Source organism: Pseudomonas tensinigenes, assembly GCF_014268445.2.
GTDB lineage: Bacteria > Pseudomonadota > Gammaproteobacteria > Pseudomonadales > Pseudomonadaceae > Aquipseudomonas > Aquipseudomonas tensinigenes.
In genome coordinates this window covers 2,510,449-2,535,728 of sequence record NZ_CP077089.1, presented here as the reverse complement: position 1 = coordinate 2,535,728, position 25,280 = coordinate 2,510,449, and the positions used below count along the sequence as shown (strand labels likewise).

General features: G+C 56.3%; 32 protein-coding genes, 1 tRNA gene and 1 pseudogene. 10 read left to right on the top strand and 24 right to left on the bottom strand.

The features are described from left to right. Positions 1–97: 97 nt before the first annotated feature. The 5 genes from gspD to gspG are packed head-to-tail and all read right to left on the bottom strand — an operon-like array spanning position 98 to position 5,615. The gene (gspD, locus tag HU718_RS11140; protein WP_217868279.1) at positions 98–2,464 is read right to left on the bottom strand and encodes a type II secretion system secretin GspD; all 2,367 of its coding nucleotides are present in this window, start codon (positions 2,462–2,464) and stop codon (positions 98–100) included. Then, positions 2,461–3,003 (bottom strand): type II secretion system protein M, encoded by a 543-nt coding sequence (locus HU718_RS11135; RefSeq protein ID WP_186613542.1) that lies wholly within the window; start codon positions 3,001–3,003, stop codon positions 2,461–2,463. Before HU718_RS11135 ends, gspD begins: the two co-directional genes overlap by 4 nt. Beyond that, a complete protein-coding gene (gene gspL, locus HU718_RS11130) occupies positions 2,996–4,174 on the bottom strand; it encodes a type II secretion system protein GspL (RefSeq protein WP_186613544.1) in 1,179 nt (392 codons plus the stop codon). The genes HU718_RS11135 and gspL overlap by 8 nt, the downstream gene beginning before the upstream one ends. Beyond that, the gene (gene gspK / locus HU718_RS11125; protein ID WP_186613546.1) at positions 4,171–5,157 is read right to left on the bottom strand and encodes a type II secretion system minor pseudopilin GspK; all 987 of its coding nucleotides are present in this window, start codon (positions 5,155–5,157) and stop codon (positions 4,171–4,173) included. The genes gspL and gspK overlap by 4 nt, the downstream gene beginning before the upstream one ends. Positions 5,158–5,165: 8 nt before the next feature. Then, positions 5,166–5,615, bottom strand: coding sequence for a type II secretion system major pseudopilin GspG (gspG, locus tag HU718_RS11120; RefSeq protein WP_016984958.1), 450 nt, complete (start codon positions 5,613–5,615; stop codon positions 5,166–5,168). Between the two features lie 146 nt (positions 5,616–5,761). Between gspG and gspI the strand changes: the two genes are divergently transcribed. Beyond that, positions 5,762–6,148, top strand: a complete 387-nt coding sequence (gene gspI / locus HU718_RS11115; protein WP_186613548.1) for a type II secretion system minor pseudopilin GspI — start codon at positions 5,762–5,764, stop codon at positions 6,146–6,148. A 6-nt stretch (positions 6,149–6,154) separates the two neighbouring features. Here gspI and HU718_RS11110 read toward each other — a convergent pair whose 3' ends face one another. Then, a complete protein-coding gene (locus tag HU718_RS11110) occupies positions 6,155–6,586 on the bottom strand; it encodes a general secretion pathway protein GspC (RefSeq protein ID WP_186613550.1) in 432 nt (143 codons plus the stop codon). 114 nt (positions 6,587–6,700) lie between these two features. On the opposite strand from HU718_RS11110, the gene HU718_RS11105 reads away from it, so the two are divergent. The 3 genes from HU718_RS11105 to ybiA all read left to right on the top strand — a co-directional run bounded on the left by HU718_RS11105 (position 6,701) and on the right by ybiA (position 8,405). Beyond that, positions 6,701–7,162 (top strand): GspH/FimT family pseudopilin, encoded by a 462-nt coding sequence (locus tag HU718_RS11105; RefSeq protein ID WP_186613552.1) that lies wholly within the window; start codon positions 6,701–6,703, stop codon positions 7,160–7,162. Further along, positions 7,159–7,770: a PulJ/GspJ family protein gene (locus HU718_RS11100; protein ID WP_186613554.1), complete on the top strand. Its 612-nt coding sequence runs from the start codon at positions 7,159–7,161 to the stop codon at positions 7,768–7,770. Before HU718_RS11105 ends, HU718_RS11100 begins: the two co-directional genes overlap by 4 nt. A gap of 77 nt (positions 7,771–7,847) precedes the next feature. Then, complete coding sequence (gene ybiA, locus HU718_RS11095; RefSeq protein WP_150705635.1) at positions 7,848–8,405, top strand: riboflavin biosynthesis intermediates N-glycosidase; 558 nt, start codon at positions 7,848–7,850, stop codon at positions 8,403–8,405. Positions 8,406–8,503: 98 nt separating this feature from the next. Here the strand turns inward: ybiA and HU718_RS11090 are convergent, their stop codons facing one another. Beyond that, on the bottom strand, positions 8,504–8,743 hold the full coding sequence (locus HU718_RS11090; protein WP_186613556.1) for a YceK/YidQ family lipoprotein: 240 nt from the start codon (positions 8,741–8,743) through the stop codon (positions 8,504–8,506). 712 nt (positions 8,744–9,455) lie between these two features. On the opposite strand from HU718_RS11090, the pseudogene HU718_RS11085 reads away from it, so the two are divergent. Continuing rightward, a pseudogene (locus HU718_RS11085) lies at positions 9,456–9,725 on the top strand (integrase arm-type DNA-binding domain-containing protein); the annotation flags it as partial. Between the two features lie 169 nt (positions 9,726–9,894). On the opposite strand, the gene HU718_RS11080 reads toward HU718_RS11085, so the two are convergent. The 5 genes from HU718_RS11080 to HU718_RS11060 all read right to left on the bottom strand — a co-directional run bounded on the left by HU718_RS11080 (position 9,895) and on the right by HU718_RS11060 (position 12,767). Continuing rightward, positions 9,895–10,122, bottom strand: coding sequence for a hypothetical protein (locus HU718_RS11080; RefSeq protein ID WP_186613558.1), 228 nt, complete (start codon positions 10,120–10,122; stop codon positions 9,895–9,897). Positions 10,123–10,406: 284 nt separating this feature from the next. Further along, positions 10,407–10,694: a hypothetical protein gene (locus HU718_RS11075; protein WP_186613560.1), complete on the bottom strand. Its 288-nt coding sequence runs from the start codon at positions 10,692–10,694 to the stop codon at positions 10,407–10,409. Between the two features lie 166 nt (positions 10,695–10,860). Next, a complete protein-coding gene (locus HU718_RS11070) occupies positions 10,861–11,250 on the bottom strand; it encodes a hypothetical protein (protein ID WP_186613562.1) in 390 nt (129 codons plus the stop codon). 29 nt (positions 11,251–11,279) lie between these two features. Then, the gene (locus HU718_RS11065) at positions 11,280–12,173 is read right to left on the bottom strand and encodes a hypothetical protein (protein WP_225936851.1); all 894 of its coding nucleotides are present in this window, start codon (positions 12,171–12,173) and stop codon (positions 11,280–11,282) included. 327 nt (positions 12,174–12,500) lie between these two features. Further along, a complete protein-coding gene (locus HU718_RS11060) occupies positions 12,501–12,767 on the bottom strand; it encodes a hypothetical protein (RefSeq protein WP_157786275.1) in 267 nt (88 codons plus the stop codon). Between the two features lie 186 nt (positions 12,768–12,953). Between HU718_RS11060 and HU718_RS11055 the strand changes: the two genes are divergently transcribed. After that, positions 12,954–14,165: a hypothetical protein gene (locus HU718_RS11055; protein ID WP_186613566.1), complete on the top strand. Its 1,212-nt coding sequence runs from the start codon at positions 12,954–12,956 to the stop codon at positions 14,163–14,165. 211 nt (positions 14,166–14,376) lie between these two features. Here HU718_RS11055 and HU718_RS11050 read toward each other — a convergent pair. The 9 genes from HU718_RS11050 to thrS all read right to left on the bottom strand — a co-directional run bounded on the left by HU718_RS11050 (position 14,377) and on the right by thrS (position 21,818). Then, positions 14,377–14,453, bottom strand: a tRNA-Pro gene (locus HU718_RS11050). Positions 14,454–14,530: 77 nt separating this feature from the next. After that, the gene (locus HU718_RS11045; protein WP_003179985.1) at positions 14,531–14,887 is read right to left on the bottom strand and encodes a MerR family transcriptional regulator; all 357 of its coding nucleotides are present in this window, start codon (positions 14,885–14,887) and stop codon (positions 14,531–14,533) included. After that, the gene (ihfA, locus tag HU718_RS11040; RefSeq protein WP_002553164.1) at positions 14,868–15,170 is read right to left on the bottom strand and encodes an integration host factor subunit alpha; all 303 of its coding nucleotides are present in this window, start codon (positions 15,168–15,170) and stop codon (positions 14,868–14,870) included. The genes HU718_RS11045 and ihfA overlap by 20 nt, the downstream gene beginning before the upstream one ends. Before the next feature lie 3 nt (positions 15,171–15,173). Further along, positions 15,174–17,552, bottom strand: coding sequence for a phenylalanine--tRNA ligase subunit beta (gene pheT / locus HU718_RS11035; RefSeq protein ID WP_186613568.1), 2,379 nt, complete (start codon positions 17,550–17,552; stop codon positions 15,174–15,176). A gap of 26 nt (positions 17,553–17,578) precedes the next feature. Continuing rightward, the gene (gene pheS, locus HU718_RS11030; RefSeq protein WP_003226365.1) at positions 17,579–18,595 is read right to left on the bottom strand and encodes a phenylalanine--tRNA ligase subunit alpha; all 1,017 of its coding nucleotides are present in this window, start codon (positions 18,593–18,595) and stop codon (positions 17,579–17,581) included. A 109-nt stretch (positions 18,596–18,704) separates the two neighbouring features. Continuing rightward, positions 18,705–19,061: a 50S ribosomal protein L20 gene (gene rplT, locus HU718_RS11025; RefSeq protein ID WP_007913489.1), complete on the bottom strand. Its 357-nt coding sequence runs from the start codon at positions 19,059–19,061 to the stop codon at positions 18,705–18,707. Between the two features lie 28 nt (positions 19,062–19,089). Beyond that, the gene (rpmI, locus tag HU718_RS11020) at positions 19,090–19,284 is read right to left on the bottom strand and encodes a 50S ribosomal protein L35 (protein WP_002553160.1); all 195 of its coding nucleotides are present in this window, start codon (positions 19,282–19,284) and stop codon (positions 19,090–19,092) included. Between the two features lie 60 nt (positions 19,285–19,344). Continuing rightward, entirely contained in the window at positions 19,345–19,896 is a 552-nt protein-coding gene (gene infC, locus HU718_RS11015; protein WP_171057393.1) for a translation initiation factor IF-3, read from the bottom strand. Next, on the bottom strand, positions 19,896–21,818 hold the full coding sequence (gene thrS / locus HU718_RS11010) for a threonine--tRNA ligase (RefSeq protein WP_007913488.1): 1,923 nt from the start codon (positions 21,816–21,818) through the stop codon (positions 19,896–19,898). The genes infC and thrS overlap by 1 nt, the downstream gene beginning before the upstream one ends. Positions 21,819–22,189: 371 nt before the next feature. On the opposite strand from thrS, the gene HU718_RS11005 reads away from it, so the two are divergent. The 3 genes from HU718_RS11005 to HU718_RS10995 are packed head-to-tail and all read left to right on the top strand — an operon-like array spanning position 22,190 to position 22,993. Further along, complete coding sequence (locus tag HU718_RS11005; protein ID WP_186613570.1) at positions 22,190–22,492, top strand: hypothetical protein; 303 nt, start codon at positions 22,190–22,192, stop codon at positions 22,490–22,492. Continuing rightward, a complete protein-coding gene (locus tag HU718_RS11000) occupies positions 22,489–22,788 on the top strand; it encodes a hypothetical protein (RefSeq protein ID WP_141234599.1) in 300 nt (99 codons plus the stop codon). The genes HU718_RS11005 and HU718_RS11000 overlap by 4 nt, the downstream gene beginning before the upstream one ends. Further along, positions 22,781–22,993, top strand: coding sequence for a cold-shock protein (locus tag HU718_RS10995; protein ID WP_003179963.1), 213 nt, complete (start codon positions 22,781–22,783; stop codon positions 22,991–22,993). The genes HU718_RS11000 and HU718_RS10995 overlap by 8 nt, the downstream gene beginning before the upstream one ends. 72 nt (positions 22,994–23,065) lie before the next feature. Here HU718_RS10995 and HU718_RS10990 read toward each other — a convergent pair whose 3' ends face one another. After that, positions 23,066–23,380, bottom strand: a complete 315-nt coding sequence (locus HU718_RS10990) for an I78 family peptidase inhibitor (protein ID WP_016984945.1) — start codon at positions 23,378–23,380, stop codon at positions 23,066–23,068. Between the two features lie 169 nt (positions 23,381–23,549). Continuing rightward, the gene (locus HU718_RS10985; protein WP_007913485.1) at positions 23,550–23,855 is read right to left on the bottom strand and encodes a hypothetical protein; all 306 of its coding nucleotides are present in this window, start codon (positions 23,853–23,855) and stop codon (positions 23,550–23,552) included. A 131-nt stretch (positions 23,856–23,986) separates the two neighbouring features. On the opposite strand from HU718_RS10985, the gene HU718_RS10980 reads away from it, so the two are divergent. Further along, positions 23,987–24,199 (top strand): hypothetical protein, encoded by a 213-nt coding sequence (locus HU718_RS10980; protein WP_150705696.1) that lies wholly within the window; start codon positions 23,987–23,989, stop codon positions 24,197–24,199. Positions 24,200–24,231: 32 nt separating this feature from the next. On the opposite strand, the gene HU718_RS10975 is transcribed toward HU718_RS10980, so the two are convergent. Then, entirely contained in the window at positions 24,232–25,260 is a 1,029-nt protein-coding gene (locus tag HU718_RS10975) for a nucleoside hydrolase (protein ID WP_038364641.1), read from the bottom strand. Between the last annotated feature and the right edge of the window lie 20 nt (positions 25,261–25,280).

The window sequence follows — 25,280 nt, the reverse complement described above, 5'->3', positions numbered from 1 at the left end:
TTTGGTCGTTTGGGTCCGTCGAAGAGCAAGATCAAAAGATCGCAGCCTTCGGCAGCTCCTACAGGTCCGTTTTCCAGATCAAGGGGCGATGTCGGCGTCATTGGATGGGCACCGCTTTGATGGTTGCGCGTGGGCCAGAACTTGGTAACACCGCCGGCACACCTTGTGCCGCCGTCGGCAACTGCGGCGCCTGCATGTCCGGCATTGCCCAGCTGCGTTCCGGTTGCAAACCACCCTGAGCGCGGCGCATGAAGTCGTAACGGTTGAGGGTGATGCTGCGCCCCGCTTCGCTGTCGCGGATGATGTACGGGCGCAGAAACACCATCAGGTTGGTCTTGGTGATCGCCCGGCGTTCGTTGCGAAACAGCGCGCCGATGCCCGGCAGGCTGCCCAGCCAAGGCACCGCGTCGTTACTCTGGCTGTAGCCGTCCTGCAGCAATCCGCCGAGGACCATGATCTGGCCGTCATCGAGCAGGATGCTGGTATCGATCGCGCGTTTGTTGGTGACAATGCCGGCCGAGGTCGAACTGGCCGACGCCCGCTCATCAATGCTGCTGACTTCCTGATAGATATCGAGCTTCACCGTGCCGCCCTCGGAAATCTGCGGGCGCACATTGAGCTTCAAACCCACCTCTTCTCGGGTCACGGTCTGGAACGGGTTATTGCTGGTGCCGCCACCGCCAGTCACATAACTGCCGCTGACAAACGGAATGGTCTGGCCAACGAAAATACTCGCCGCTTCGTTATCGAGGGTCAGCAGGTTCGGCGTCGACAGCACGTTGGTGCCGCCCTTGCTCTTCAAGGCCCGTGCCAGCACTTTCAGGTCAAGAATCTTGCCGATGCCGGGGATATCGACGGTGCCGTTGACGTAGCCCAGGTTCAAACCTTGCGGCAACACGTCGATGCTGGTCTTGCCGTTGACGTTGATCCCCGAACCACCGAGATTCGCCCCGCCGATCACGCCATTGCCGCCGAGATTGCCGGTCTGCCATTGCACACCAAACTCACTGGCATCGTCCTCGCCGACTTCGACGATCAGGCTTTCGATTACCACTTGCGCGCGGCGCTGGTCGAGCAGATCGATCACCTCGCGCAGGTTGCGATACAACGGCTCCGGCGCGGAAATCAGCAAAGTGTTGGTGGTGGCGTCGGCCTGAATCGTTACGCCGCCGGCACTGAAGGCGACGTTCTGTTCGCTCGCCTGATTACCGCTGCTACTGGTGCCGCCACTGCCTTGTGCGTAACTGCCACCGGCACTGCCGCTGCTATTGCTGGTCGATGTCGTGCCGCTGGTTTGCGTGCCGCTCTGGCCGTTCTGCCCAGCGCTGCCGCCAGTACTTGCACCCATCGCACTAAGCACCGAGCGCGCACTGTCACTGGTGCCGCTATCACCCTCACCCGTGAGCAAACCGCGCAAGGCCTGCGCCAGTTTCGCCGCTTGGGCGTTACGCAGATAAACCACATGCAGATTGCTCGGATTGCTCTGCGCGTTATCCAGTTTGTAGATCAGATTACGCGCCAGCTCCGTGCGCTCGGGACTGCCGGCGCGAATGATGATGGTGTTGGAACGCGGATCACCAATCACCGCGATTTTCTGCGTCGGATCATTACCCGGCGCATCCAGCAGATCCGCCACCATCGGCGCGATGTCAGCGGCGATACCGTTCTGAATCTGCACCACATCCGTGTCGATCGCACTCGGCGAATCAATGCTCGCAATCAACTGCGCAACACGGGTCAGGTTCTCCGCGTAATCAGTGATGACGATGGTGTTATTGCCCGGATAGGCGTTGATCGGGTTGTTCGGCGAAACAATCGGCCGCAGCACCGGAATCAGGTTCACCGCGTTTTCGTATTGCAGGCGAAACGTCCGCGTGAGCATGCCGTTACCCGCCGGTTTGTCAGCGCTGTAAATCGGCCCACCCAGCAGTTTCGCATCCGCCTCCGGCACCACCTGCGCCACACCGCCCACATCAACCACACTGAAACCCTGCATGCGCAACGCCGCCAGCAACATGTCGTAAGCCTGCCGCGCCGGCACCTGACCTTCCGAGACCAGCGTCAACGAGCCCTTCACCCGAGGATCAACCAAAAACTGCTGCCCGGTCGAACGCGACAACGCCCGCACCACCGCTTGAATATCCGCATCGACAAAATTCAGCGTCACCGGTTGATCACCCAACGGATTACTCGGCAAGGCAATGCCCGACGACGCCGCGCCGCTGCGCGCACTCTTGCTGATGTTGTGCAATTGCTTCGGCACAGGTCGCGCTTGGGCCTGTGCGCGCTCGCGGTCGAGCACCGCGTCGCCGTTACGCTGGGTGTTGGCCAGCGGCCGACCGAGTTCACTGTCGACCAGCAATGGCGGCTGGTTTTGCGGTGTGGTGGTGTTGCTGCATGCGCTCAGTGCCAACAACAGAAACGGCGCGGCCGTACGTACATAATTGGAACCTGACCACTTCATGAAGCTTCCTTAGCGCCCTGCGCCTGATCCATGCGAACGGTGCCTGACAAAGTGCCGGCCGTATCGTCGACCTTGGCTGCGTCTGCACGCTGCAAACGAGCCTCGACCACTTCAAGTGAAAACTGCACGGGGTGGATTAACAGCCAACTGATGACGGCATCAGCGGGCGCATCCTCGAACGTCAACTGCCAAGCGGTGCCAATTGCCTGCAACTGGTAGTGACCAAGCAGCCCGTTGCCATCGAGAGATTGCTGCAATGACCGCTCGACGTTTTGCCCAATGGGCGCTGTCGCCACCTCGCGCAACAACAGATCCAGCGCTTCGGCCTGGCCACGCAACTTCGGCGTTTCGGTCTGCCAATGTTCAATCTTTTTCAGCGGTGGCTGGACGAGCAGCAGCCAGATCAGCACGCCCCCCAACATCAATGCGGTGCCCGCGACCAGGCGTTTTTCGCGCAAGGTCAGCGGCGCCCAATGCCGATGAATCTGTGCTCGCAGCAGCAGCCAGCGAGCCCGATAGATCGCCAGTAGATTATTCATCGTCGCTGTCCATGACGGCATCGTCCTCAACCGCTGCCGGCTCAACCTGCGGGCTGAAAATCCACACGTTGTCTTCGCGTCTGGCGACCAACCCTGCCTGCGTCAGCGCTCCCGGCAATGCGCCGTCGGCGGGTGCCTGCGCAGTGTCGGCAGCCAACTCCAACTGCAAACGTCCCTGCTCATAGGTCATGCGCTGGACGCTGCCTGCCATAAACGGCAGCGCGCTCGCGGCATGTTGCACCAGGTAGGCAAACCCATGATTCGCGTCGGCCATCACACCGCTGTGCCGGGCTGCCAATTGCTGGCGAGCCTGCTGCAACGGATTGAGGATCACCGGTAACTCTGGAAAAGCCTGCTTTACCCGCTGGCTCATTTGCGCCTTGAGCTGCTCGCCCTGGGTTACTTCACGGGCCGCGTAAAGGTTCAGCCCCGACACCCAGATCGCGATCGCCAAGGCGCAACAGAAGGCGGCCTTGCCCCAACCGCGAGCGGGGCCGGCAGCCTTGCCAATGCCTGCATGCAACCCCCATCCCGGCGCAACGCCACACCAGCGCTGCTCCGCAGGTCGTGGTTCGACGACTGTTGCAGGAGCATCTGCGCCGATCCACTGCAAGCCGCGACCACTGGTGACGAGTTCATCCAGACGCTCCTGCGCCAAGGGTTCTACCGAAGCCTGCGCACGGCTGAAGCGCAGCAGCAATTGCCCGTCCAATACACTCGCGCTGACCTGCCCCTGCGCGGGCACCGGCAAAGCATAAGGCGCCGGGTAAAGGCCTCGCAGCTTCAATCGGTGCTGAGCCAATAACAGCCCGAAACGATCCAGAGATGCCTGCGCGAGCCAGGCCAGCGACACTTGCCCTGAGACCTCACGAGCACTGTGCGCAACGTACATTTGTTCAGTGCCACCCAGAATCAGCGCCTGCGCGGCACACTTCACCGCCGCCTCGATCTTCACCGGCACCAGCGGTGGCAACTGCAAACTGGTCAGTACACTGTCCGCCGGATGCAGAAAAAACTCGACGGGCTGTAACGGCCACTCCTGTTCAATCAGCAACAGCGTACTGACACCGGTCTGACTGACCTTGTCGTGCCGATCCAGGCGCGCAAATTCAACCTCAGAGTCTGAGGTCAAGCCCGCCAGCGGCGGCAAGGCGACTCGCAGGCGAGTCATACGCCGAGCCTCGACCAGACCACTTTCGGCATCTCGTCGGCGGGTCGATGCAGCAGCGCATCCAGGCTGACGCGGCGCTGGTCACGACGCGCGTGTCCGCGCAGCAGAAACCAATCGCTGCTGATGCCGACGTTCAGTCCGTCGACGGTCAGGTGCGGCAAGTGCAGACGGTTGACGAAGTCCCCGCGATTGAGGAACCACTGGCCACGATCGCGCTCTCCCACCACGGCCCTGGCCTGCGCCAGCGATAAACCCGGTACCACCGCCACCAATACCTCGGCGCTGGCAGTATTACCGTTGACCCAGGTCTTTGCCGGAATCAGGCTGACATACTGATCCAAGCGACCAAGCAGCTCCTCGTTCATGCCTTCGAGGCCACGTAAATCATCAAGGCTGCGCAACATCGGCTGAGTGGCCGGCAAGGGTCTTTGGCGCGCACTTGGCGACGTCGCACGGACGCCGTCGAAACCCGTCTGCGCCATACTCTGCCCAGCGGCTTGCAGGTCGGGCATTCTCGGGTAGGAGGCAATGACGCGCTGGCTGATGCGCTGACTGAGGGCAGCATCGATTCCGATCATTTCGCAGAGGCGTTCGAAGCTGCGCAACTGTCCGCCATCGACGCGCTCATTGCTGAGTAAATTGCGTAAATTGAACTTGCCCTGCTGATCCTCGATGCGCCCCTCGAAACCGCTCCCCGGCGAATTCAACAAATGGCTTTTGACAGGCTGCGCCCAAGGTTGATCGAGCCGGGTCAGCACGTCCTGCTGACGCGTGTCCCTGAGCAATTGCCGACTCAGCTCCAGCCCCGCCAACAGTGCCGCAGCGCCCTGCACTCGGGACTGTTCCGCTTCAAGAGAACGGGTAAACACGCTCTGCCGGGTGAGCATGCCAGCGGCGATCACCGCAACCACGGCGGCAATCAGCAAGGCGCTGATAATGGCCATGCCGCGCTGTTTCTGCGCCTGTGGCGAGGATGATTTCATGGCCGCTCTCAGAGCTGCCAGGAACCAATATCGGCATTGACGCCGTCGCCGTCGGGTTGGCCGTCTGCGCCGAGGGAGAAGATGTCGATCTCACCGTTCGCGCCGGGATTCAGATAGTTGTAAGGACGACCCCACGGGTCGTTGGGCAAGCGCTCCAGATAAGAGCGCCAGTTGCTGTTTTTCGCATCCGCCGGACGCTCCACCAACACCTTGAGCCCCTGATTCAGCGTCGGGTAAGTGCCGTGGTCGAGGCGGTAGAGTTTGAGTGCCTGCATCAGGCCGGCGATGTCTTGTTTTGCCGCAGTGGCTCGGGCCTGATCAGGTCGGTCGAGCACCTTGGGCACGACCATCGCCGCCAGAATGCCGAGGATGACCACCACCACCATGATTTCGATCAGGGTGAAACCCTGCTGACCTCGACGGCCTGCGGACTGAGATTTGACGCGCGCGAAATCCATTTCAACCTTCCTTGGCATGATTACATTCGGCGCGCAGTGTAACAAAAGCCAGTCATCGTACAACAATCATTAACGCACTGTTTTTCTGCACATTCGCCAAAGGACGGGTGTTATTCTGCGGGCCGGTTTCAACCGCAGAGACAAGCATGGAAGCGTTGCGCAAGGAGCGAGGTTTCACCCTCATCGAGGTTCTGGTGGCCTTGGCAATCATCGCCGTGGCCATGTCTGCGGCCGTTCGCGTTGCGGGTCTGATGACCCAGAGCAATGGCCTGTTGCGCGATCGCTCGATCGCTTTGCTGGCGGCGCAGACCCGGCTCGCCGAACTGCGTCTGGAAGAAGACTTTGCCCCAGGACTGAAAACCTTCGAGTGTGATCAAGGTCGCCTGCAACTGCGCTGTGATCAACGCATGACCCCGAGCACCGATGGACGACTGATGCGCGTGACGCTGCTGGTTTCGGATCGCGAACGTCAGGCACCGCCCCTGGCGCGACTGGAAACCTTACTCGGCCGGCCGCAGGAAAAGCGCCAATGACACCGCTTAGGGTCGAGTCAGCCGAGGCAGCGACGGGGAGTCTGGCAGCGTGCTGACTTTTAATCGGCTCTGTTCTGCGCCACGCTCAATGACCACCGCATCCTGTTCAATGGCTATCACGTGCACACCCAGGGCCAAGCGATCACCCACCAGAAAACTGCGCGGCGGACCGTCGTTGAGACTTAGAATTGCCACCGCGGCGTGCGCCCCTGCCAGCACTCCGGAAACCTTGATATCCAACGGTGCCGGCTGGTTGGAAAACCACTGCAAAGCCGCTGTGTCGGCGCGCGTCGGCAACACTTGGGGCTCCAGCGCCGGAACGTGGGATTGTGCCGGCGTCAGCAACAGCGCAGACCAGAACAGCCCCCCTGCCAGCGTCGCGATCAGTGCCGCCGATTGCACAAGCTGCGTTGCGGATAAGCGAAAAGTAAATGCCAAGACCACACCTCCTTGTTGTCCTGCGTCGCAGTCTACAGGACAACATTCGCTTTTCTATCCGGATTGAAGGTTCGAATCCGCCAGGATGGATTCACAACGAAGGAACGTTGCGGTATGACCAAGGACAGACAAACAGGCTTCACCCTCATCGAATTGATGGTGGTGCTGATCATCATCGGCATTGCCAGCGCCGCCGTCAGCCTGAGTATCAAGCCTGACCCGGCGCAACTGCTGCGCAAGGACGCCAATCGCTTGATCCAGTTGCTGCAAATCGCCCATGCCGAAGCCCTGGCCGATGGACGCCCGATCACTTGGCAGGCGGACAAAAACGGCTTTCGTTTCAGCCGTCGCAATGAACAAGGCCCCGGCTTCGATCACTTCCTCGCTGATCCGCAACTGCGCCCTCGTCACTGGGAAACGCCATCGCTGAAGGTGCGAGTGACACCCAGGCAGCCGCTGATACTGAACGCCGAGTGGTTCGATTCATCCGTGCAACTGCAACTCTCGGATGGCCAGAACACGCTCACCGTGCAACGCACAGCCACGGGCAAATTGACCTTGGCCAACCAGCCATGAATAGCCGGCAAGAGGGTTTTACCCTGATCGAAGTGATGGTCGCGATCATGCTCATGGCAATCGTCAGCCTGATTGCCTGGCGCGGTCTGGACAGCGTGAGCCGCGCCGACACGCACCTGCAGGCGAGCACCGAACACACCGAAGCACTGCTGCGCACGCTGCATCAACTGGAACGAGATATCGCCTTGCGCGCCAGCATCGAACTGCGCGAGCCACTGTTGAACGACAACGATGACGAACGATCCGGGCAGCCAGCGGCAATCAGCGTGCGCAGCGCCGACGACCAGCGCTTTCGTCTTGACGTGATCCGCAGTGCAGCCACCTCGCAGAACGGCTTGCAGCGCGTGTGCTGGTGGTTGAAAGATCAAACCCTGTACCGCGCCGCCGCCACGCCGCGTGATCGCTACCCGCTGCCCGCGCCGAAACAGGCAGTGGCGGTGCTCGACAGCATCAGCGATCTGCAAGTGCGCGTCTGGGAACCGCAGATGGGGTGGCGCCATCTCAGCGGCAACCGCAAAGAAAACCCCCAAGGCCTGGAAATCCGCCTGACCCGGCAGACGCCTCAAGGCGAAGAACACTACCGCCAGGTATTGGGCCCACTGGATTAGTCTCTGGGCGACATTGCGTATTGCCCTGACACGCACAGCAACTGTAACGTCGAAAGTCAGTTACCGAGGAAATCTCATTGCACGACTCTAAACTTCTCGAAGATCTACGCGCTCGCTTCAACGCTGGAGAGCCTCTGGATTTCACTTTTTTCTGGGGACACCAGCGGAGCAAAAACGCCGTCACGGCTTCGTGCTTCAGCCAGTGGTACGAAGCCGAATTCGTTGTCGAGGGGCAACGCTACCCGACAGCCGAACACTTCATGATGGCCGAGAAGGCAGCCTTGTTCGACGATCAGGAAATTCGTGCACAAGTGCTGCTGGCCCCGACCCCGAACGCCGCCAAAGCCCTCGGCCGCAAGGTGCGTGGGTTCAACGACCAGCTCTGGCTGCAACACCGATACGACATCGTCGTCCGGGCAAACCAAGCCAAGTTTTCCCAGAATCCCGAACTGAACGAATACCTGATGCGCACTGGATCTCGGATCATTGTCGAAGCGAGCCCGGTTGATGCCATTTGGGGAATTGGGCTCGCGCAAGATCACGCGGATGTGAACGATCCGAACCTGTGGAAAGGCCTGAATCTTTTGGGGTTTGCACTGATGCAGGTGCGGGACGGCAGGGTCGGATCGTCCTGAGTTTTATCGGCGGTGGCGTCAGCAACGAAAAAGCCTTGGCACATGCCAAGGCTTTTCTACGGGAGTTTTACATTGCTTTGGGTTGCACTACCCGCCAGTCAGAAATTGCAGGTGTATTGATATTCGAAAGGGAAGAATACGGTATCGACCACCAATGAAAATGGCGCGTCGATCAGTAAAAAGGGAATCAACTTGCCTTTGGATGTACCGACCAACCACCAGTCGAGCCGAACACCGATGTAGGGACATCGGTGCTTGTCATAATCCATCCGCATGGCCATTGCTGCACAGCCGCTTGAGCAGGTGATCAACACCAGTAACATCAGTTTGTGAAACACTTAACGTCCTTATTACTTATTGATATTGAGCTGCGTAAACGGGGTTGCAGATGGCTTTCCCTCTACAAAGGGCCACCCACGTGGGTGGAGTAGAGCCCTACGCCGACTACCGAGGCCGATCGTAAGGACAATGAGAAGTCTCAACCAAATTGAAATTGGCAAGATGCATGAAGCACGCAGGTGAGAATGCAGATCTGATGGACTTTATTGATTTTCTGGGAAACCTTTGCAGCGCATTCAGTAACTATCAAGGCTATGAAAAGCCTCGCCGGGTGTTTACCCGAAGATTCGTTGCGTTCTGCGTATTTGTGGCTGTGTTTGAGCTGATTGCGCTGAACCTTTACTACGCATAGTCGGGATTGAATTTGAAGGACTCAGCAAAGATCGCTTGGCCGGAGCGAATCCGGATCTTATTAAGAAACTACCGTGTAGTTTCGCGCAGGTACAAAAAAGCCGATCTATCTGATCGGCTTATGTGTCTGATTTCACTCAGGAATTATGGTCGGGACGGAGTGATTCGAACACTCGACCCCTAGCACCCCATCTCCTTTTTCATACTTCTTGAAAGCTTTCAAAATTTTACTCTGGATTTTACTAAGCCAGTATTTACTTGAGCTCCAGCGGTGTTCTGCTCTACGAGAGTTCCAGGAACGTACATCAAGAGTCGACGTTTTTTTTTTGGGGGGGGGTAGAAGTAGGGGGAGACCATTTCATGGCCAAAATTACCATCAAAGAACTCGAGTCGCTGACTCCCAACGATGCCGGCCGAATCCTCCGAGAGGATGGCAGTTTGGCCCGGCGAATCTCAGCCCGCAAAGACGGTGTGTCGGTCAATTTTTTTCTATCGTTATCGCTGAGGCGAGCAGAACAAAGAGTACGCCTGCGGAACCTGGCCACGCAAATCCCTGACCGACATCCGCAAGGCGCTAACCAGACCCGCGCGCTCATCGATGAGCAGATCAATCCCAACGAGCAAAAGAAAATTTCGATCATTATGTCGATTTGGCTCGCGTGATTTTGACGATGCAAAAGAAAAGGTCGACTGAAATCTTCAAAGCTACAGAGCTTTCTTCGAGGGACTTTATCGGCGCAGTGAGAACTCTCGATCTGCCTATGGCACCTAAGGCGGCTTGAGACTGCCAAGCCCGTGGCTATCGGTTTGAAATACTGGCATGAACTAAATCAGCAGAGGCCTTGTTGGGTGACTGAGCAAAATCACTTGCCTTGGCTTCTGCTGCATAGTTAGCACCAAAGCCGTCACTCCAGGCTTTGGCCTCAGCGCTTTTCGTCGCTATTTCGTAGCTGTGTTTGGCTATAGCGCGCTGAGCATCTCCCCATACATTCTCCCAACCGCCATAAACCTTCTCAGCTTTCGCCACTTTCTCAGCCTTCCGACGTTTGAAACCTTCAAGCTTTCCACGATGTTCAGCGAAATATCCATGGGCTCAACTTCGGGCTTTCAGGTTTTTTGCAGCACGCTCGTTGATATGCTGCAGAATGACCTTCTCCGCCGCAGCGATTAAAATCTTGTGGGCTGATGCTCGTCTCCACTCGCTCCTGCTGCCTTCTCAAAAATGCGTTGCGCCTTGTCATGCAATCCGTTCTTCCAACCAACAAAATACCCGCCGGCAAGCCGGCGGGTATTGAGGAGTTGCCGATTAGGTTACCAGCCCAATGCTTTTTTAACCTTTGCGTTCAGGTCGTCACGCATTACTACGGCACTCAGCTCTTTTGCATGGAGCGCGTTCTCGGCATTATGAACGTCCCCCAGTGTTTTCTTGCTGTGCTTGTTCATCAGGTTCTCGATGAATTCCAGAACCTCGTAGCCCTCGTCTTTGTCGACACGCGACCTGTCCTTAGGGCCTGTGTATCTACCATCACCGTTATCGCGTTTCCAAGTGTAGGTATATTTAGCAGTTTGCAGGTGTTCTTTCTTGAGCTTAACAGTCATGACTCTTCTCCCGGTTTAAGCAAGCGCTCATTCTAGAGCGCCAAAATTGGCTTTGTGATGACGGTCGGGAGCCAGTGAGAAAATAAGGTTTAAGCGTTGACAATCAACCTTGAGTTTTCTCTAACGCGCATCCCACCGGTGGGCAATGCAATACCTTGAAACCGCGTCAATGTGACTTGGATTGAACTTTGCCATCCACCAAGGTCACCACCATGTATACGTACAGTTCCGTCCCCCATGTATAGATCTGCATGTTGCTGCCGCTGGCGGCCTCCTTACCGGGAATCTTGACGATATCCAGCACCTGTTCATATGTCATGCCGGGCTTAATTGCAGCGTATTGTTGATCACTGATATTAGGGCGCTGGGCTCTTAGCGTTTCAAGATCGGGAAAACCGGATTGATAGCTGACGTTGTTGCCGTTGCCAGAAATGACCGGACTGTTAGTACCACTGGAGTTGTGCGAAACCGCCTGCGTCGGCAGGACGAGCGCTGCCACTGATGCCAAGGCTCCCAATATGCCTGCGTACAAACCAATTTGCTTCATGTTTGCCATTTCACTCTCTGGACTCTGAGATGATTCAGTTATACGGTTGCGGCGAAGCGCTGAGCATCAAGGGCGGCAACGGCAGAGAATCCGGCGCCCTTTTTGAAGTTCATGTTATGAACGAAATTCTTCATCGCATCAGACGGATCTATCGTTTCTAGGTTAAGTCCTTCAACGGTTGACCGAGAGAACGCAACACTCAAAATTGGCTCCTCCTCCATATGACCTGTCGAGCTGTTGAGCACATTGTCCAAAGCGCTGACGATGACTAGGTCATCCGGCAGGATTGCCAACAACTCTCGACCTACTCGCAGGGTGCAACTGCACACGTAGTCCTGATGGAGCTCGTTGAACCGCCCAGCAGGCATGGCCTTGATCGACAGTTTGCCGCTTTTGAGAAGAGATTTGATTTCGGTCGGAATCACGTCTGAGCCATGGATAGCGACCCGGGCTTCAAGGACACCACCTTCATGAACAAGCACCTGAATGGCTGAGCCGAGGTGTGAGATTTCTGTAAATGACTCGAAAGCTTCGATGGCATCTAGCTTGGCCTGACGATTACCATCAAGGATACGGATCGCAATGCCCCTCTCCTCTGCCCACTCGGTATGGGCGGTTTTCCATTCAACAAGCTGAGTCTGATATTGCCTTTCGTCTTCCGTCTGCGCGGTGCCAATCTTGCCTACAAGGGCTACTCGCTGACGAGCCTCTAGCTTGAAGAGCCGAGCCCAGAAATTGGGGTGATATGTAGCGGCAGCATGCGTAGCTTCTTGCTCAAGAGTATTGCTCTTGAGTGGCTGTCTAGGTTCAGGATTGGAGAGAAGCCGCTTCCATCTCACAGGCTCGGCACACTCCTTGTGCATCGAAAGGAGGATATCTATGTGATTTTCGTACACCTCAACTTCATACGCTGCTTGTTCCAGCGCTTCCATCTTTGCGTACTCTTTCTGTCGCTTTTCAAGCTCACGCTGACGGCGATGAGAGTTGCGCTCTGATCTCCGTGCAGATGCCTGCAGAGAACGTACGGTCCCTTTCCAACCCATCACGACTCTCCATATCGTCCAAATGGTGGCACATTAACATAACCCATAGCATTGCATAGATCACCTGAGCATTCGGAAACAAAAGCTTCGGTTGAAGATGATTTTTCGCGGGGACGAAAGAAGCCCTCGCTTAACGTGCCGCTTAGAGTTCCGAGGGGCCGGGGAGCAGCAGGCATAAAAAAGCCCAGCGGCTAGGCTGGGCCTTCAATCAGACAGTTACTCAACGTAGCTTTTGCGGAGATTGCTCACATGCGTTCGGCCATTAGGAATCGTACCCTCTCCGGCGATTACGACAACGACATTATCTCCCACGCAAGGTCGTACACGATTCTCAAGCCATTTCGTGATGCTAGTCCGAGAGCTGGTAGCTCGATCATAGTCGTAGTCTTCGACCAGATCGTTAGGATTACCGCGAACCACAACCCGCATTTCTTCAATTTCGAATACTTTTTGTTCAAACGCTGCGATCGATATTTTTGCCACTTTGAGACTCCTTTCATGAGAGTCTGAGTCTCCTCAAAAAGCCCACGAATTTCAATGTCAAAGTGCCACACACAGCAAAAACTCCGACGATTAGGCCAGATTTTGTAGTCAATCTCTACACTGCCTAGAGCTGCAACCTCCTAAGCGTAATTGCGAGCGCTATTCCTCCATAGCAGTGGGTCAAATATGTTCGAAGCGATCACTTATAGAAATGCGATAGGACCAGGGCCTCTGATTGACATTGGCGCACTCGCAGAAGGGCTGATTTTCTATGGACGGGTAGTGATTGCGGCTAATAGCGCGACCATTGAAGAGCTACTCACTCGTATCCCCCCTTTCATACTCTTATCCTTACTACGAGATGGAAGACTGGAAATCCATTACATGGAGGACCACACAGGGGTGTCAAGCGATACGCTTAGCAACGGAAGATCGGTTCACGGCCTGATCAGATTTTCGTCTCCTGCTCATATAATCGAAAAAGTGGGGCCACAGAAGTTCCGCGCCGCAGCAGGTAACACCAGCCAGGCAAAAATCGGTGCAAGCCAGTTCACACGACTCCTCAACCCCCTTAGCCATTCTGGTTTTGATCAAGAGTCTTTGCTTCAAACCTTTTCGGAAGGGGACACGATTCAAGACGCTGTTAAAGCCCTCATTCGTGAAGTGGCACCGACCTTCGAAAGCCCGAATGATTTTCGGTTTAAGGTTGAACGAGAGCGGAATGGGCAGTTCTCGGTTGATACAAACATCGACTTCTCTAGCCTCAACAAGATTTACCACCGAGTAGTGCCTCCCGAACACTCAACCATTACGGAAGCATACATTTTGGCATTGGTGCAGGGAGCATATCTCGCAAGCTTTCTGGCTGCGTCGCTGAATACAGAGATCGCAGTGCATCCTATTGAAAAGGCGGTGCAAGCAAGCGCTATAGACTCAGTCGTCAGGAAATACACCCAAAGCCAGCTTCAGATTGAGCGCTTCGCAGATCTAACACTCTCTGGGGGCCATGCGATTCGGGAGGCCGTCAATTCGGGCGCAGTTCCTTTCGCATCAGTAGTGAAGCTTCTAGACTCCGCAGACAAATTTCGTCATTGGTTACACCAGCAACCAGCAGATGCGAATTTGGTCAGAGCCTATTATCAGGAAACAATCAAAGATTCCTGGATTGCAAAACTTCCGGGGAAAAGCATGCGGTGGGGAATTTTCACCGGCATTGGACTAGGAATTGACGCACTAGGCGCTGGCGGCCTAGGTACTGCCACAGGTGTCGCTGTTAGCGCAATCGACTCGTTTCTCGCAGATAAGCTTGTCGGGGGATGGAAACCTCACCAGTTTGTCGAACGAGACCTTAAAACCCTATTCAACCCAGTCGAAAAGGTAGGAAGTGGCAAGGGGTGAGTTACTGGCCCTCAAATAGGTAGATATTCGCCGACCTAAATACCTAAAGCGGGGTGCCAATCATCGTGCAAGGTAGTGCCAAATCTGCCGCCTCCTTACACGTAGCTGACAATTTTGAAGAGGCGGAAGGATGAGCCATCGACAAGGCTCGAAAATCTCCCAGACATGAAAAAGCCCAACTCGTTAAAGTTGGGCTTTTCATTGAATTATATGGTCGGGACGGAGTGATTCGAACACTCGACCCCTAGCACCCCATGCTAGTGCGCTACCGGACTGCGCTACGCCCCGACTGGTTCTTCACCTCGAAGAACGCTCAAGAATATAGCGCAAGCGTTTGAAAACTGGAAGTATTCAAACGCTGCTTTTTATTTCTTGAGAACCACCAGTACATCTTCCAGTTCGGCAATCATCTGCCGAATCATCTGCTTGTATTGGGTCGTGTCGTCTTTGGCTTCATCGCCGGACAAGCGCAGGCGTGCGCCGCCGATGGTGAAACCTTGATCGTAAAGGAGCGCGCGGATTTGCCGGATCATCAGCACGTCCTGGCGCTGATAATACCGGCGGTTTCCGCGGCGTTTGACGGGGTTGAGTTGAGGAAACTCCTGCTCCCAGTAGCGCAGCACGTGTGGCTTTACGGCACACAGCTCGCTGACTTCACCGATGGTGAAGTAGCGTTTGCCCGGGATGACGGGTAGTTCGTCGTTATGACTTGGTTCCAGCATAAGCCTCAACTCGGGCCTTCAACTTCTGCCCTGGACGAAAGGTGACCACACGGCGAGCCGTGATCGGGATTTCTTCCCCCGTTTTCGGGTTGCGGCCAGGCCGCTGGCGTTTGTCCCGAAGGTCGAAATTGCCGAAACCGGACAATTTGACCTGCTCGTTGTCTTCAAGAGCGTGCCTGATCTCCTCGAAAAACAGTTCGACCAATTCCTTGGCTTCCCGCTTGTTCAGGCCCAGCTCTTCATACAGACGTTCCGCCATCTCAGCTTTCGTCAAAGCCCCCATACGTCACTTCCTTAACGTGGCGTTCAACCTTTGTTCGAGCGAGGTGAGGATATTTTGCGTCGTCGAATTCACCTCATCGTCATTAAGAGTGCGCGATGGATGCTGCCAGGTCAAGCCAACTGCAAGGCTTTTTCTATCAGGATCAATACCTTTACCCTGATACACGTCAAACAGCCTGAGATCTGTGAGCCATTCGCCTGCATTTTCACGGATTACGTCCAGTACGGCTGCGGACGCGACGTCTTTGTGCGCAATCAGTGCAAGGTCACGACGCACTTCAGGAAAGCGCGACAACTCGTGGAATTTCGGCATTTTACCGAGTGCCACTTCAGCCAGAACCAGCTCGAAAACGAAGACCGGACGATCCAGACCCAGCGCTTTCGACAATTCCGGGTGGATGGCGCCGATGTAACCGACTTCACGCCCTTCGCGCTCGATGCGCGCGGTTTGACCCGGGTGCAGCGCCGGGTGTTTGCCCGGAGCGAAAGTGAACGAATCCAGTGCACCGGCAAAGCCCAGCACCGCTTCCACGTCAGCTTTGACGTCGAAGAAATCGACCGTGTCGCGACCTTGCGCCCAGCCTTCCGGCAGACGGCTACCGCAGACCACACCGGACAGCATCGGCTCTTGCTTCAGGCCTTCCAGCTGACCAACGAAGCGCAGACCGCTTTCGAACAGACGCACGCGATCCTGCTGACGGTTGAGGTTGTGCTGCAGCGCTTTGACCAGACCCGGCCACAACGAAGAGCGCATTGCCGCCATGTCGTTGGAAATCGGATTGGCCAGCAACAGTGGCTCGACGCCCGGGTTGAACAGTTCGAACTGACGCGGATCGATGAAGCTGTAAGTGATCGCTTCCTGGTAACCGCGAGCCACCAGCAGACGGCGCAGCTCCGGCAAGTCGCTACGCGCTTCGGCTTTGGCTTGCGGCGCCAGACGCGCTTGCGGGTAACGAACCGGCAGACGGTTGTAGCCGTACAGACGGGCCAGTTCTTCGATCAGATCGACTTCCAGGCTGATGTCGAAGCGATGGCTTGGCACTTCTACGCGCCACTGGCCTTCACCGTCGGCGGAAATACCGAGACCCAGGCCGCCGAGCAAACGCTCAACCTGAGCGGAATCCATTTCCATACCGAGCATCTGGGTGATGCGCTGGGAACGCAGGGTGATCGGTGCGATCGACGGCAGGTGCTGCTCGCTGACGGTCTCGATGATCGGGCCAGCTTCACCGCCAGTGATTTCCAGCAGCAGGCCAGTGGCGCGCTCCATGGCTTCACGGGCCAGTTGCCAGTCGACGCCACGCTCGTAACGGTGCGAAGCGTCGGTGTGCAGGCCGTAGGAACGAGCCTTGCCAGCGACAGCGATCTGGTCGAAGAATGCGGATTCCAGGAATACGTCGCGAGTGGTCGCGGACACACCGCTGTGCTCACCACCCATGACACCGGCAATCGCCAGCGCGCGGGTGTGGTCGGCAATCACCAGCGTATCGCTACGCAGGCTGACTTCCTGACCGTCGAGCAGTACCAGCTTCTCGCCCTCTTCCGCCATGCGCACACGGATGCCGCCATTGATTTCGGCGAGATCGAAGGCGTGCAGCGGCTGGCCCAGTTCGAGCATCACGTAGTTGGTGATGTCGACGGCAGCGTCGATGCTGCGCACGTCGGCGCGGCGCAGACGTTCAACCATCCACAGCGGCGTCGGCTTGGACAGATCAACGTTACGGATAACGCGGCCCAGATAGCGCGGGCATGCCGCTGGCGCCAGCACTTCTACCGAACGCACTTCATCGTGCACGGCAGGAATGGTCATGACCACCGGACGGGTGACCGGCGCGTCGTACAGCGCGCCGACTTCACGGGCCAGACCGGCCAAGGACAGGCAGTCGCCGCGGTTCGGGGTCAGGTCGACCTCGATGCTGGCGTCTTCCAGATCCAGATACACACGGAAATCTTCGCCCACTGGCGCATCGGCCGGCAGTTCCATCAGACCGTCATTGCCTTCACCGACCTGCAGCTCAGAATGCGAGCAGAGCATGCCGTTGGACTCAACGCCGCGCAGTTTGGCTTTCTTGATCTTGAAATCGCCCGGCAGTTCAGCACCGATCATGGCGAACGGAATCTTCAGGCCCGGACGCACGTTTGGCGCTCCGCACACGACCTGGAAGGTTTCCGCGCCATTGCTGACCTGGCACACGCGCAACTTGTCGGCATCAGGGTGTTGCTCGGTGCTCAGCACCTCGCCCACTACCACGCCGCTGAATACACCAGCGGCCGGGGTCACGCTATCGACCTCAAGACCGGCCATCGACAGACGAGCAACCAGCTCGTCGCGATTTACCTGCGGGCTAACCCAGCCACGCAGCCATTGTTCACTGAATTTCATCCTGCTCTCCTAAGAATTCGTTACGACTAGCGAAATTGCGCGAGGAACCGCAAGTCGTTGTCGAAGAACAGACGCAAGTCGTTCACGCCGTAACGGAGCATGGCCAGACGCTCGACGCCCATGCCGAAAGCAAAACCGGAGAACTCTTCCGGATCGATGCCGGACATGCGCAGCACGTTCGGGTGAACCATGCCGCAGCCCATCACTTCCAGCCAGCCGGTTTGCTTGCAGACGCGGCAGCCTTTACCGCTGCACATCACGCATTCCATATCGACTTCAGCGGATGGCTCGGTGAACGGGAAGTACGAAGGACGGAAACGTACGGCCAGCTCTTTTTCGAAGAACACCCGCAGGAATTCTTCGATGGTGCCTTTCAGGTCGGCAAAATTGATGTCGCGATCAACCAGCAGGCCTTCGACCTGATGGAACATCGGCGAGTGGGTGATATCGGAGTCGCTGCGATACACGCGGCCTGGGCAGACGATGCGGATCGGCGGTTGCTTCGATTCCATGGTGCGGACCTGTACCGGCGAGGTATGGGTGCGCAGCAGCATGTTGGCGTTGAAATAGAAGGTGTCATGCATCGACCGGGCCGGGTGATGGCCTGGGATGTTGAGCGCTTCAAAGTTGTGATAGTCGTCTTCGACCTCAGGGCCTTCGGCAATGCCGTAGCCGATGCGGGTGAAGAACTGCTCTACACGTTCCAGAGTCCGGGTCACCGGATGCAGACCACCGGAGGTCTGACCACGGCCCGGCAACGTCACGTCAATGGATTCGGCGGACAGTTTGGCAGCCAGTTCGGCTTCTTCAAACAGGGCCATGCGCGCATTGAGTACGCCTGTGACACGTTCCTTGGCAACGTTGATCAGCGCGCCGACTTGCGGACGCTCTTCTGCCGGCAAATTCCCCAGGGTCTTCATCACCTGAGTCAATTCACCCTTTTTGCCAAGGTATTGAACCCGGATTTGCTCCAGGGCATTGATATCTTCAGCGCTTTGCACAGCCTCTAGTGCTTGAGAGACCAGCGCATCCAGGTTTTCCATGTACAGACTCCAGATACAAAATAGGGGAAGAGCTTGAAGGCTCTTCCCCTATTTAAGACGTTTACCACCTAGCCCCACGGAAGTGAGGCCGGGTGATTGTCGGGGGTACTTAAGCCAAGGTGGCTTTAGCTTTCTCGACAATCGCAGCAAACACCGCTTTTTCGTTCACTGCCAGATCAGCCAGAACCTTACGGTCGATCTCGATGGACGCTTTTTTCAGGCCAGCGATGAAACGGCTGTAGGACAGACCGTTAACACGAGCACCAGCGTTGATACGAGCGATCCACAGAGCGCGGAACTGACGTTTTTTCTGACGACGGTCACGGTAGGCGTATTGGCCTGCCTTGATTACCGCTTGCTTGGCAACACGGAATACGCGGGAGCGTGCGCCGTAGTAGCCTTTAGCAAGTTTCAGAATTTTTTTGTGACGCTTACGGGCAATGACGCCACGCTTTACACGAGCCATGAGTTACTTCCTCTATTCTTGACTAAAATTAACGAAGGCGCAGCATGCGCTCGACTTTTGCCACGTCAGACGGATGCAGCAAGCTGCTACCGCGCAGTTGACGCTTACGCTTGGTCGACATTTTAGTCAGGATGTGGCTCTTGAAAGCGTGCTTGTGCTTGATACCGTTAGCAGTTTTCAGAAACCGCTTAGCAGCACCACTTTTGGTTTTCATTTTTGGCATGTTCGGATACTCCGCATTCAGTTGATAAACATAATCAGAAGGCCTGCCGTGCCCTGTTGATTACTTCTTCTTTTTCGGGGCGATGACCATGATCAGCTGGCGTCCTTCCATCTTAGGATGCTGTTCGACCGAACCGTACTCGAGCAGGTCAGCTTCAACCCGCTTGAGGAGTTCCATCCCCAGCTCCTGGTGGGCCATCTCACGGCCGCGGAATCGCAAGGATACCTTGGCCCTGTCCCCATCACTCAGGAAACGTACCAGGTTGCGCAGTTTTACCTGGTAATCCCCTTCCTCCGTCCCTGGACGAAACTTGATTTCTTTTACCTGAATCTGCTTCTGGTTCTTCTTCGCCGCAGCAACCTGTTTCTTCTTTTCGAAGATCGATTTGCCGTAATCCATCACCCGGCAAACCGGTGGGATTGCGTCTGCGGAGATTTCTACCAGATCAAGCTTTGCTTCTTCAGCAATACGAAGCGCTTCATCAATCGAGACGATGCCAATCTGCTCGCCATCAGCGCCAATTAACCGAACCTCGCGTGCCGAGATATTCTCGTTGATCGGGGCTTTCGGTGCAGCTCGTTTATCTTGTCTCATTTCACGCTTAATAATAATTACTCCGAATCTGGGCGACCACGCCGGGAAACCGCTTGCGCGAGAAACTCAGCGAACTGGGCGACGGGCATCGAGCCCAGGTCAGCACCTTCACGAGTACGCACAGCGACAGTCTGCATCTCGACTTCCTTATCTCCGATAACCAAAAGATAGGGAACCTTGAGCAAAGTATGCTCGCGGATTTTAAAGCCGATCTTTTCATTTCTCAAGTCGGACTTGGCACGAAATCCGCTTTCGTTGAGAGTTTTTTCAACTTCTGCAACAAAATCTGCCTGTTTATCAGTGATATTCATGATCACCGCCTGGGTCGGCGCAAGCCACGCAGGGAACGCACCTTCGTAGTGCTCGATCAGAATCCCGACGAAACGCTCGAAGGAACCGAGGATCGCACGGTGCAACATCACTGGGTGTTTGCGGCTGTTGTCTTCGGAGACGTATTCAGCGCCCAAACGGACAGGCAGGTTAAAATCGAGCTGCAGAGTACCACATTGCCAGACCCGACCAAGGCAGTCTTTCAGTGAGAACTCGATCTTCGGACCGTAGAACGCACCCTCACCCGGCTGCAGATCGTACGGCAGGCCCGCAGAATCAAGGGCTGCAGCCAATGCAGCTTCAGCGCGATCCCACAGTTCATCGGAACCGACGCGTTTTTCCGGACGAGTGGACAGTTTCATCTCGACATCGGTGAAGCCGAAGTCACGATAAACGTCCATGGTCAGCTTGATGAACGCTGCGGATTCGGCCTGCATCTGCTCTTCGGTGCAGAAGATGTGGGCGTCGTCCTGAGTGAACGCACGTACGCGCATGATGCCGTGCAGCGCACCCGACGGCTCGTTACGGTGGCAGGCACCGAACTCGGCCAGACGCATCGGCAGCTCGCGGTAGCTTTTCAGGCCCTGGTTGAACACCTGCACGTGGCATGGGCAGTTCATTGGCTTGATGGCGTAGTCGCGGTTTTCCGACTGCGTGGTGAACATGTTGTCAGCGTAGTTGGCCCAGTGCCCGGATTTCTCCCACAGGCTGCGGTCAACGACTTGAGGGGTTTTGATCTCAAGGTAGCCGTTGTCGCGCTGGATCTTGCGCATGTACTGCTCGAGCACTTGGTACAGAGTCCAGCCGTTCGGGTGCCAGAACACCATGCCCGGGGATTCTTCCTGGGTGTGGAACAGGCCCAGACGCTTGCCGATCTTGCGGTGATCGCGCTTTTCAGCTTCTTCGATGCGCTGGATGTAAGCCGCCAGCTGCTTCTTGTCTGCCCAAGCGGTGCCATAAACGCGCTGCAATTGCTCGTTCTTGGCGTCGCCGCGCCAGTAGGCACCGGACAGCTTGGTCAGCTTGAAGGATTTCAGGAAACGCGTGTTCGGCACGTGCGGACCGCGGCACATGTCGACGTATTCTTCGTGATAGTACAGACCCATGGCCTGTTCGTTCGGCATGTCCTCGACCAGGCGCAACTTGTAGTCTTCGCCACGGGCCTTGAACACTTCGATCACTTCAGCACGCGGAGTGACTTTCTTGATGACGTCGTAATCTTTCTCGATCAGCTGCTGCATGCGCTGTTCGATAGCAGCCATGTCGTCCGGAGTAAAAGGACGCTCGAAGGCGATGTCGTAATAGAAGCCTTCGTCGATGACCGGCCCGATGACCATTTTCGCAGTCGGGTACAGCTGCTTGACCGCGTGGCCAACCAGGTGAGCGCAAGAGTGGCGAATGATCTCCAGCCCCTCTTCGTCCTTAGGCGTGATGATTTGCAGGGTCGCGTCGCTGCTGATGATGTCGCTGGCGTCGACCAGTTGACCATTGACCTTGCCGGCCAAGGTGGCTTTGGCCAGACCGGCACCAATGGATGCGGCGACCTCGGCTACGGAAACCGGATGATCGAATGAACGTTGACTGCCGTCGGGAAGAGTAATAGTTGGCATGGCGCCTCCTCTCCTAGTGGTGACCCCTACCAAAGGTCACGTGGGTTGGGATGAGCCAGTACAAGATCCGATCCAGGCCATTCAATGACGAACGCCTGCCTTACAGCGGCAGGAGCCTTGCGGCCAACCGGAAAACCGAACCAGAGTGACTGGGATTCAAATCGAAATATTCGCACGTCGACCGCTACCGGGACTGAAGGTCTTCCGGAGCCTGAGAACGCTTGAGCCCGGCATGCTAGCACAGATGAGCGGTCACTTATGCCTCTGTTTGATCACAAGGTAAATCGTCTGTTTTTATGCCAGAGTGCTGAACTTGATGGCCCCTTCAGCCCTCAGATAACAAGACATTGACCCACAAGGAGCATCCTCGCATGCGTCTGAATACCCTGTCCGCCGTCGTCGCCCCTATCGTTATGTTGCTGCCGCTGAGTGCCCACGCCGACTGGCCTAAGGGCGAGCGCGAGAAGTACATGGCGCAGTGCACCCAGGCGGCCACTCCGCAAATCGGTGCCGCCGCGGCCAAATCGCACTGCGCTTGTGGCGCTGATGCCATCAAGTCTTATCCTGCAGCCGACATTCAGTCCCTGATGGACAATAAGGCTAGCCCTGAGCTGCAGCAGAAAGCACTGGGCCAAATCGCCAAATGCAAAGCAAATACCCCGGCGAAAAAGTGATCAAAAAAGTCTTCCGAGTTGGCTCAGCGCCGCTAAAAAGGGCTGAATTTGAGCCTTTTTGGACGATTTATGCAGGTTTTACAGGTTTTTTTATTGTCTTTACGTTCCGCGCAAAGCCTTGTAAACCGGGGCTTTCAGCAGAAACAGGCAGTAAAGAAAACACGACTGATTGGCAAACAGCACGTCCGGGGGGCTACCAAAGCGAACATTTCGACTATGATACCCGGGTGTGCCCAGTTGGCCTGAGCAGCACAGTACTGAAAAATATATGTTTCTTGGAGATACACCATGTCTAATCGCCAAACCGGCACCGTTAAGTGGTTCAACGATGAAAAAGGCTTCGGCTTCATCACTCCTCAAGGTGGCGGTGACGACCTGTTCGTACACTTCAAAGCTATCGAATCCGACGGTTTCAAAAGCCTGAAAGAAGGCCAGACCGTCTCTTTCGTGGCTGAGAAAGGCCAAAAGGGTATGCAAGCTGCACAGGTTCGCCCAGAGTAATTTCTCGGCGCACTAAAAAAACCCCGTCCATGTGACGGGGTTTTTTATGCCTGCAACAAAAGCGCTGTGTGATCAGCCGCAGTTGACGCGAGTGATCACCAGATTGTTGTCGGTGTTCAGATTCAGGCGATCAGAGCGGTATTCCAGAGTGATCATGTCATCGGGCTTGAGGAAACGGGCATTTTGCGCGCCGGCTTTGGCACGCGCCTGCTCCAGCAATGCGGGCGAAGCTTTCTTGCCAATGGCGAATTCCGCCGCCGTGGCTTCACAGCGGCTACCGGCTTCGGGTGCCACAGGATCCTTTGCCGACTCGCTGGAGGTCGTGCTGCAACCGGCCAACATGGCAGCGGCCATAAGTGCACCCAGTGTCGCGAACTTCAAAGGCATGAAGCCTCCTTGTTTTCAAAATGGTTAAGCTGAGATCGTGCGACCGCCATTCCGGCTTTTGGTTTCACAGCCAAGGCCATCACCCTGCCCCACGATTGGAAAAACGCCGAGTGTGCCTGAGCGGCATGCGTCACTTCATCAATCAATCGTGACTGAATATTAACGGCGCTCAGTAGACGTCGATGTAGTCATACGGTGGATTCGGCCAGTTGTCCTTCAGCGCATTGAAAATCTGCATCACCCACACCTCGTCACTGGCCGCGACATTGCCCACGTAGCCCGAGCCTTTAGCCCAGGTTTCCAGGCGAAACAGCAAACCATCGATATCCTGCCCACCGGTAACGCCGGAAGAAATGTAAGCGATACCGCCCTTGGTCACGCGCAGCTGCGTGTGTTCGTCATCACTGGCCGAAGCAAGCAACTGGCGCACAGCGTCGAGCGTGAGGCCGTCAGGGGTGTTCAAATCGATCTGCACAGAGCGGTCCTTGGAAAGCCTTGAAATACCAAGTGTCGCATAGCGCTCCGCTCATGCCTAAGTCGCAGTGCCAAAGGCCCGACAAAATGGTTAACTCAAACCCAAGATCTTCCGACTACTCGAGCGCTCCCATGACCACCATCAGCATCGACGCCGCCATTAATGCCAAATGGGCAGACGGACACAGCTCTTACAGCCCGGGAACCACCGAGGAGCTTGCGCTGATTGGTATCGATCTATTGGTCAAGGAGCTGGGCACTGATGCGGCCAAGCAATTCATCAAGCAGATTTTCGAGCGCTACGCGACCGAACAGGTCGCGCATAAACACGCAGAGAAGGGATAAAACCCGCAGGCTGGCACCTGCGGGCGAATGATTTACTTCAGACGTTTCAGACGCTCGGTCAGCAAGTCAAAGAAACCCTGAGCATCGCCATTTTCAACCCAGAAGGCGTTCTTGGGTGCCTTCAGGCCGTCGTACCAATCAACAATGGTCTGGCCGAAAGTCGGCCCTTCGCGGCTATCAACAACCACATTCACCGAACGGCCGGTGAACAGCTCCGGCTTGAGCAAGTAAGCCACGACGGTAGCGTCATGCACCGGGCCACCCGGAATACCGTAGTGCTCCATGTCGCCTTTGATGTACTCGTTGAGGATATCGCCGACTATCTTGCTGGCGTTGTTGTTCAGCGCAGCGATCTGTTTCAGGCGCGCGTCACTGGTGAGGATCTTGTGCGTCACGTCCAGCGGCAGGTAAGTCAGTTTCACGCCGCTTTTCAGCACGACTTCAGCCGCTTGCGGGTCAGCAAACAGGTTGAATTCGGCCACCGGAGTGATGTTGCCACCGTTGAAGTGCGCACCGCCCATGATCACCACTTCCTTGATGCCCTGAACAATTTCAGGCTCCTGGATCAGCGCCAGCGCCAGATTGGTCTGTGGACCGAGCATGGCGATGGTGATGCTGTGCGGCTTGGCTTTTTTCAAGGTATCGATCAGATAGTTGACCGCATTGCCTTCAGCCAGGCCCTTTTTCGGTTCGTGCACGGTGACACCCGACAGGCCTTCCTTGCCATGGATGTTCTCGGCATAGATCGGCGTGCGCATCAGCGGCTTCGGCGCGCCGGCGTAAACCGGTACGTCTTCGCGCCCTGCCCACTCGCGAGCCAGTCGTGCATTACGCGAGGTCTTGTCGAGGCGCACGTTGCCGGCCACGGTGGTCAGCGCGCGAATGTTCAGTTCGTCCGGCGAGGCCAGTGCGAACAGCAAGGCGACCACATCGTCGGCACCCGGGTCAGTGTCAATGATCAGGTCGATTTTTTCCGCCGCGTGAGCGCCGGTGGCAGAGATAACGGACAAAAGCAGCAGGCTCCGGAGCAGTTGGTGCAGTTTCTGAGCATAGCGTTGCATGGCGCATTCCTTGTGCTTGT

Coding starts and splice junctions, on each gene's coding strand:
- HU718_RS11100 (WP_186613554.1), top strand. CDS start 7,159: ATGAATAGCCGGCAAGAGGGTTTTACCCTGATCGAAGTGATGGTCGCG.
- gspL (WP_186613544.1), bottom strand. CDS start 4,174: ATGACTCGCCTGCGAGTCGCCTTGCCGCCGCTGGCGGGCTTGACCTCA.
- thrS (WP_007913488.1), bottom strand. CDS start 21,818: ATGCCAACTATTACTCTTCCCGACGGCAGTCAACGTTCATTCGATCAT.
- HU718_RS11065 (WP_225936851.1), bottom strand. CDS start 12,173: ATGGAAGCGCTGGAACAAGCAGCGTATGAAGTTGAGGTGTACGAAAAT.
- gspG (WP_016984958.1), bottom strand. CDS start 5,615: ATGGATTTCGCGCGCGTCAAATCTCAGTCCGCAGGCCGTCGAGGTCAG.
- pheS (WP_003226365.1), bottom strand. CDS start 18,595: ATGGAAAACCTGGATGCGCTGGTCTCTCAAGCACTAGAGGCTGTGCAA.
- gspD (WP_217868279.1), bottom strand. CDS start 2,464: ATGAAGTGGTCAGGTTCCAATTATGTACGTACGGCCGCGCCGTTTCTG.
- ihfA (WP_002553164.1), bottom strand. CDS start 15,170: ATGGGGGCTTTGACGAAAGCTGAGATGGCGGAACGTCTGTATGAAGAG.
- HU718_RS11005 (WP_186613570.1), top strand. CDS start 22,190: ATGCGTCTGAATACCCTGTCCGCCGTCGTCGCCCCTATCGTTATGTTG.
- HU718_RS11045 (WP_003179985.1), bottom strand. CDS start 14,887: ATGCTGGAACCAAGTCATAACGACGAACTACCCGTCATCCCGGGCAAA.
- HU718_RS11105 (WP_186613552.1), top strand. CDS start 6,701: ATGACCAAGGACAGACAAACAGGCTTCACCCTCATCGAATTGATGGTG.
- pheT (WP_186613568.1), bottom strand. CDS start 17,552: ATGAAATTCAGTGAACAATGGCTGCGTGGCTGGGTTAGCCCGCAGGTA.
- HU718_RS11135 (WP_186613542.1), bottom strand. CDS start 3,003: ATGAATAATCTACTGGCGATCTATCGGGCTCGCTGGCTGCTGCTGCGA.
- gspK (WP_186613546.1), bottom strand. CDS start 5,157: ATGAAATCATCCTCGCCACAGGCGCAGAAACAGCGCGGCATGGCCATT.
- rplT (WP_007913489.1), bottom strand. CDS start 19,061: ATGGCTCGTGTAAAGCGTGGCGTCATTGCCCGTAAGCGTCACAAAAAA.
- HU718_RS10990 (WP_016984945.1), bottom strand. CDS start 23,380: ATGCCTTTGAAGTTCGCGACACTGGGTGCACTTATGGCCGCTGCCATG.
- HU718_RS11070 (WP_186613562.1), bottom strand. CDS start 11,250: ATGGCAAACATGAAGCAAATTGGTTTGTACGCAGGCATATTGGGAGCC.
- HU718_RS10980 (WP_150705696.1), top strand. CDS start 23,987: ATGACCACCATCAGCATCGACGCCGCCATTAATGCCAAATGGGCAGAC.
- gspI (WP_186613548.1), top strand. CDS start 5,762: ATGGAAGCGTTGCGCAAGGAGCGAGGTTTCACCCTCATCGAGGTTCTG.
- HU718_RS11075 (WP_186613560.1), bottom strand. CDS start 10,694: ATGACTGTTAAGCTCAAGAAAGAACACCTGCAAACTGCTAAATATACC.
- HU718_RS11055 (WP_186613566.1), top strand. CDS start 12,954: ATGTTCGAAGCGATCACTTATAGAAATGCGATAGGACCAGGGCCTCTG.
- HU718_RS10975 (WP_038364641.1), bottom strand. CDS start 25,260: ATGCAACGCTATGCTCAGAAACTGCACCAACTGCTCCGGAGCCTGCTG.
- rpmI (WP_002553160.1), bottom strand. CDS start 19,284: ATGCCAAAAATGAAAACCAAAAGTGGTGCTGCTAAGCGGTTTCTGAAA.
- HU718_RS10995 (WP_003179963.1), top strand. CDS start 22,781: ATGTCTAATCGCCAAACCGGCACCGTTAAGTGGTTCAACGATGAAAAA.